This window comes from Pseudonocardia pini (assembly GCF_013870575.1).
GTDB classification, from domain to species: domain Bacteria; phylum Actinomycetota; class Actinomycetes; order Mycobacteriales; family Pseudonocardiaceae; genus Pseudonocardia; species Pseudonocardia pini.
In genome coordinates this window covers 1-6049 of record NZ_JACBXB010000313.1, presented here as the reverse complement: position 1 = coordinate 6049, position 6049 = coordinate 1, and the positions used below count along the sequence as shown (strand labels likewise).

The window sequence follows — 6049 nt, the reverse complement described above, 5'->3', positions numbered from 1 at the left end:
AGCTCGGCGAGACCACGGGCAGGCCCGCGTGTCCCGCGGGCGGATCAGCCATGTCGGCGGCGACGTAGCCGATCGCACGGTCGCCGACGCCCAGCGCGTCGAGGGTCGCCAGGCTGCTCGGCCAGCCGACGAGCACCCGCTGCGGCGGCGGGACCGTGAACGTCTGGCCGCACCGGGTGAAGGTGTGCTCGCCCGCCGCGGTGTCGGTCCGAGCGGGGACCGGGGGCGCGGCGGAGCAGCCGGCGAGCAACGCGAGGCCGGTGACACCGGCGGCCAGGGTTCGGCTGATGACGGATCGTCGGATCACGGGTGGTCCTCCAGGACGTGGGGTTCCGGGGTCAGTGCGGCGAGATGGACCGCGCGGCGACCGGTGAGCGGGTTGGTCGTGCATCGGGCGTCGACGCCGTACACGGCGCGGATCAGCTCAGGGGTGAGCACCTCGTCGGCCGGGCCCTCCGCGACCGGCTGCCCGTCTGCGAGCACGTGCACCCGATCGCAGTAGGCAGCGGCGAGGTTGAGGTCGTGCAGGGCGGCGACCACGGTCACGGGCAGGTCTGAGAGCATCTCGAGCAGCTCGATCTGGGCGCGGACGTCGAGGTGGTTGGTGGGCTCGTCGAGCACCAGCAGCCGCGGTTCCTGGGCGAGCGCGCGAGCCAGGAACACCCGCTGGCGCTCGCCACCGGACAGCGTCGCGACCATCCGGTCGGCCAGGTGCACCACACCGGTGTCGGCGAGGGCACGCTCGACGATCCCGGCGTCGGCGGCCCGCCCGTGGTCGAGCAACCCACGGTGTGGCACCCGGCCCAGCTCCACGACCTCCCGCACGCTGAACGCGAACTCCCCCGTGTCGTCCTGCAGCACGACGGCGGTGCGCCGCGCGGAGTCGCGCGGGCTCAGCGACCAGACGTCCTCGGCGTCGAGCAGGATCCGGCCCGCCACCGGCCGCAGCGCGCGGTAGACGGTGCGCAGCAGCGTGGACTTCCCCGAGCCGTTGGGGCCGATGAGCCCGACGAGGGTCCCCGGCTCGGCGGCCAACGCGGCGTCGGCGACGATCCGGTGGCCGTCGATGTCGACGGAGACCCCGCCGGCGGCCACGCGGATCACGAGGCCCGCCCGCCGTCGGTGCGGCGGAGCAGCCACAGGAAGAACGGGGCACCGACGGCGGCCGTGACCACCCCGATCGGCAGTTCGGCAGGGGCACGCAGGGTCCGGGCGGCGAGATCGGCCAGGGGTAGGAACACCGCCCCGACCAGGACGGACGTGAGCAGCATTCGCCGGTGCTCGGCGCCGACGAGCAACCGCGCCAGGTGCGGCACGACCAGCCCGGCGAACCCGATCCCGCCCGCGACGGCCACGATGCATCCGGTGACCAGCGCCGACAATGCCATCAGCTGCAGCTGCAGGCGTCCGACGGTGATCCCGAGGCTGGCGGCGAGGTCGGTGCCCGCGGCCAGCGCGTTGAGCCTTCGTCCGTTGAGCACCAGCCAGCCGGTGCCGAGCGCGATCACCACCACCGGCAGCGCGAGCTGCTCCCACGCCGCACCGGACAGGCTCCCGAGCGTCCAGAACAGCACGCGCTGCACCTGGTTCGGCGCTGCGACGGTCTGCAGGTAGTAGGTCGCCGAGGACACCAGGTACCCGACGGCGACGCCCGCGAGCACCAACCGCACCGGCGGCCACGCGCCGTGTCGCCTCCCGAGCAGGAAGGTCACGCCGAACGCCGCCCATGCACCGAGGAAGGCCGCAGCCGACAGCCCGAGCCCGCCCACAGCGGCCGACCCCAGAACGATCACCACGACCGCCCCGAGCCCGGCCCCGGGTACGATCCCGATCAGGTAAGGATCACCGAGCGGGTTACGCACCACCGTCTGGATCACCGCCCCGCCCACGGCGAGACCGGCTCCGACCACGATCCCGAGCAGCACCCGAGGCACCCGCACGGTCCACACGATCTGGTCGAGAACCGGGTCCGGCGGAGTGACCGGCAGCCCGAGATGATGGCCGACGACCTGCCACACCGTCGTGACCGGCACACCGACCGAGCCCACCGAGACACCGAGCAGGGCCACCACGACCACCGCCGTCGACAGCCCGGCGACCAGGACCGCGAACCGTCCCGGCGGGGCGAAGGGCGGGCCGTGTCGGACCCCTGACGGCCGGGTCGTGGTCATGGAGCGGCCCCCTCGTCGTCGTTGCCGAGACGCTAATCCGAAACGACAACGATTGTCGATAGGGCCGTGAGCGGGCACACGTCTCCGCCGACCACCTCGGGCTCGACCCACGTCGGGCCTGGCGCGACAGCGGACAGCGGCGCAATCCACGACCGCAGCGTTGCCGTGGGGCGGTGTCTGAGACCGAGCGAAGCCGACTACCACACCGCGCGCCACATCTGGTTCCACGCAGACCCGGAAATCGTCCACCCGGACCGCTCACCAGGGACACAACCGGCGGTAGATGCTTTGAGCGGGCGACGGGAATCGAACCAGCGTAGCTAGTTTGGAGGGCACGGGTCGAGGTGATCCACCGCTCCTACCTGCGCCTACCCTCTCCGTGAAGCACTGCGATGCCCTCCGAGCACTCCCGTGGCCCCATGTTCGTGCCACATGTGGTTCCACGCGGCAGGGCCGTCGGCTCAGTCGGTGAGGACTAGTTTCGGCGACTACTGAGCCGCGGCGGCGGAGGTGTCGTTCGGGATGCTCGACGGCGGCCGCGGCTATCATCACCGCGAGTCCCGACAGGCCGAACGAGGAGGCAGTGATGACGACCCAGCCCGGGCCTACGCCCTCCCGCAAGCCGGCCCCGACCCTCGACGAGATCTTCGCGAACGCGAAGGCGGTGCAGAGCATCGACGAACTCGCCCAGGACGGGATCTTCGAGGACGACGCCGAGCTCGACGAGTTCCTCGCCGACCTCCGGCAGATGCGCCGCTCCAGCATCGCCTGACGTGCGCCGGATCATCCTCGACACCGACGTCGCCTCACAGGTGATCAAGCAACGCGTTCCCGCCCCGCTCGCCCGCCAGCTGGCCGAGGCCGAGCACGGCATCACCTTCGTCACCTACGGCGAACTCACCCGCTGGTCGATCACGCGCCAATGGGGACCCGCCCGCCGGAGCTCCCTCGACGCCTGGCTCGCTGCACGACCCACGCTCCCCTACACCGACGACGTCTCCAGGATCTGGGGCGAGATCACCGCCTATGCCGCCCGCCGCGGCCGCCCACGACCCCAGAACGACAGCTGGATCGCCGCCACCTGCCTCGCCTACGGCCTCCCCCTCGCGACGCTCAACGTGAAGGACTTCAGCGACTTCGCCGAGCACGAAGGACTTGTCCTGATGGGAGTCTGACGTTGAGTCCCGGTTGCCGTGCCTGCTCCGACTGTCCAATCGCTGCTCGGCCGCCGAGCCTCAGGTGGCGAGTTCGGCCACTCGGCGGAGGACGAGGAGCCCCTCAGCCCTGCAAGATCAGAATGTGGCTGATCCCCGCGATGAGTTGATCGATGTCGACGGCTACCGAACGTCGATCCGCGTCACCGGGACCGGCGGCCCGTGCATAGTGTTCGACGCCTGTTCAGGCGGTGGGCACGACTTGTGGGAGCAGGTCAGAGACGGACTCGGCGAGACCCTGTGTCTCACCTACGCGCGCCCCGGGCTGGAGGACAGCGACCCGCTGCCCCCGGCGCTCCAGGCATCCGTCCGCACGACTGCTCCCGCCGCCGCACGACTGCGCGCGGTTCTCCGCGAAGCGGGCCTGCAGGGGCCGTACATCCTGGTCGGATCCTCCATCGGCGGCTACATCGTCGACCGCTTCTTGGCCAACTGGCCCGCCGATGTCGCCGGCATCGTTCAAGTCGACCCGACCTACCTCGACGTCATCCCCCGCATGGCTCGCGACGGCGACATCGACGATGCCGATGGCAGCGGCTACCGCTGGTCATGGCCGCTGTCGATGCGCGAGATGCAACAGACCCCGCCGAGCACACCTCCTCACGCAGTAGTGCTCTCGCGCGCGATGGGAACACTGCCTGCCGAAATCGTGGCGCGGGCCTGGCAACCCCTCACCGTTGATGAAGCGGATACCGGCTGGCGCGAGTGCCAACGGGACTGGGCCGACCGTCTCGACGCCGTACACATCGCCGCCGACACAGCCGGCCACCTCATCTCCCGCGATCAACCCGAACTCGTCGCCGCGGCGGTAAGGGCCATCCACCGTGCCGTCACCTCCGGAGCCCGTCAGCTCGACACGACCTCCATCACCGACGCCGGCGGAGCGTTGCTGCCACGCCGCCCTTCCTGACCCGAGCCGATCCGAGTGGAAGGGCTCCGACCGACGCGAGCGCACGGGCTCAGCAGCTCACTGCGCCGCCGAGCCACCCTCACGGCTGAGGTAGTTCGCCACGGTCTTCCGCAGCGTCTCGGCGTGGTTGTAGATGTCCTGCGGCGAGTCGATGGCCAGGCGAATCTCGGTCTTGTTCTCGTCGAACACGCCCAGATACTTCTGCGTCCGGTTGAACCACAGCCGCGCGACGGGCTTGCGGTTGTTGTCATCGAGCAGCACACCGAAGTAGGTCTGAGTGTCCCGAGCCGCGACGCGCTCCACGGCGACCTCGCTGCACACGATCGCACGCACGATCTGAAAACCCTCGATCTCCTCGTCGGTGGTGACGACCAGCTTCGTCGCGTCCAGCTCGTCTACCTCGCCGGCGGGAACCTCGGCCACCGTGACGGTGGTGGTACGCACCGGAGCGGGCGCCGACGGCGTTACCGCCGCGGGGGCGTCGTCACCGAGTGCGGTCTTGAGCCGCTCGTTTACCTGCTCCGTCAGGAACTGCGTGGCCGCCTTCGGCACCAGCGTCTCGAACTGCTCGCGCACCTTCGCCGTCACGCTCTTCTCGTACACCCGCGAGGCGAAGAACTTCACCCACTCCGAACTCGGCGCCCGGAACTCCGCGGCCAGAGCACGCTTGATCTGACCGATGTACTTCAGCTCGCCCGCCGCGTTGATGACCGAGTCGAGGTCGAACGACTCCCTCGTCAGCTTCACCAACTCCGGCAGCAGCGTGGCGTCGATGGCAGCCAGGTCGAGCACCAGGAACGGCTTCTCGTCCATCCTGTTCGGCGCGTCGAGGTCCGTATAGAACTCGTACACTTCGCCATTGGTCAGCACCGCCACCCGGGCGTTGGTGACCGCGAAGTACCGGAACAGCTGGGAAGAGTGCTGAATCTTCAGCGGCTCGGTGACCTTCTTGCACTCGACCAGGATCTGCACCTGGCCGCCGTGCACCAGGGCGTAGTCGATCTTCTCACCCTTCTTCACCCCGACGTCGGCGGTGAACTCCGGGATGACCTCGGACGGGTTGAACACGTCGTAGCCCAGCACCGAGCCGATGAACGGCATCACGAACGCGTTCTTGGTCGCCTCCTCGGTCTCGATGGCGGCCTTGTGCTGACGAACCTTCGTCGCCAGGTCGTAGACGCGTTCGTTGATGCTCACAGACATGTCCCCCAGGCTCTCGGCCCCCGCCCGGAGACCTTCACAAAGGGCACATCGGACAGTCGATCAGTGTCGCTACACCCGCCGTGCCCGGCTCATCACAATTGGTGACCTGGAGCCGTCGGTAGGTAGATCGCGGAGCATTCGGGTTGAGCACGAGGGTTGATGTCGGATCGTTCATCCACTCGTCGAACTCGTCAACGGTGCGGAACAGCGGCTGCCCGGCGAAGCCCGCGGTCAGCTCGATCATGAGCGTCAGGGAGCCGTCGGAGCCCTGCGCGACGGCGTGCAGGGCATCGTCGACCAAGGGTACGACTCTGCTGGTCACGTAGGCGTTGTGCTGCTCGCCGAGCGCGTGTTCCGCGTCGGCCAGAGCGACCGCGGTCTCCACTGCGGCGCAGGCCTCAGCCTCGAGCAGTGCGATCTGTTCCTCCGGCAAGCCGTACTCGCGGGCGCGGACGACGGCGGTTCGGAGCCCCTGGGCGATGAGCGTTGCGCATAGCTGACCCACAAGGCCACCAACCAGTGCGCCGACGACCGGCACCGGAAGCACGGTC

Annotated in this window: 7 protein-coding genes and 1 pseudogene; 3 read left to right on the top strand and 5 right to left on the bottom strand. The window is 69.4% G+C overall.

Annotated features, from left to right (window positions below):
• The 3 genes and pseudogenes from H5J29_RS17940 to H5J29_RS17930 all read right to left on the bottom strand — a co-directional run.
• Positions 1-307, bottom strand: a pseudogene (locus H5J29_RS17940) (hypothetical protein); the annotation flags it as partial.
• Positions 304-1095, bottom strand: coding sequence for an ABC transporter ATP-binding protein (locus tag H5J29_RS17935; RefSeq protein WP_312858288.1), 792 nt, complete (start codon positions 1093-1095; stop codon positions 304-306). The gene H5J29_RS17935 and the pseudogene H5J29_RS17940, both read right to left, overlap by 4 nt.
• Positions 1096-1100: 5 nt before the next feature.
• Positions 1101-2171, bottom strand: a complete 1071-nt coding sequence (locus H5J29_RS17930) for a FecCD family ABC transporter permease (RefSeq protein ID WP_181782104.1) — start codon at positions 2169-2171, stop codon at positions 1101-1103.
• A gap of 586 nt (positions 2172-2757) precedes the next feature.
• Between H5J29_RS17930 and H5J29_RS17925 the strand changes: the two genes are divergently transcribed.
• The 3 genes from H5J29_RS17925 to H5J29_RS17915 all read left to right on the top strand — a co-directional run bounded on the left by H5J29_RS17925 (position 2758) and on the right by H5J29_RS17915 (position 4295).
• A complete protein-coding gene (locus tag H5J29_RS17925) occupies positions 2758-2943 on the top strand; it encodes a hypothetical protein (protein ID WP_181782103.1) in 186 nt (61 codons plus the stop codon).
• A gap of 1 nt (position 2944) precedes the next feature.
• Positions 2945-3346 carry a type II toxin-antitoxin system VapC family toxin gene (locus tag H5J29_RS34380; protein ID WP_181782102.1) on the top strand — a complete coding sequence of 134 codons (402 nt, stop codon included), beginning with the start codon at positions 2945-2947 and terminating at the stop codon, positions 3344-3346.
• A gap of 124 nt (positions 3347-3470) precedes the next feature.
• Positions 3471-4295, top strand: a complete 825-nt coding sequence (locus H5J29_RS17915; RefSeq protein ID WP_181782101.1) for an alpha/beta fold hydrolase — start codon at positions 3471-3473, stop codon at positions 4293-4295.
• A 57-nt stretch (positions 4296-4352) separates the two neighbouring features.
• Here the strand turns inward: H5J29_RS17915 and H5J29_RS17910 are convergent, their stop codons facing one another.
• Both H5J29_RS17910 and H5J29_RS17905 read right to left on the bottom strand, forming a co-directional pair.
• On the bottom strand, positions 4353-5492 hold the full coding sequence (locus H5J29_RS17910; protein ID WP_181782100.1) for a type I restriction endonuclease: 1140 nt from the start codon (positions 5490-5492) through the stop codon (positions 4353-4355).
• A gap of 40 nt (positions 5493-5532) precedes the next feature.
• Positions 5533-6049 (bottom strand): hypothetical protein (locus H5J29_RS17905; RefSeq protein ID WP_220187580.1); only part of this gene is annotated, 517 nt, incomplete at its 5' end.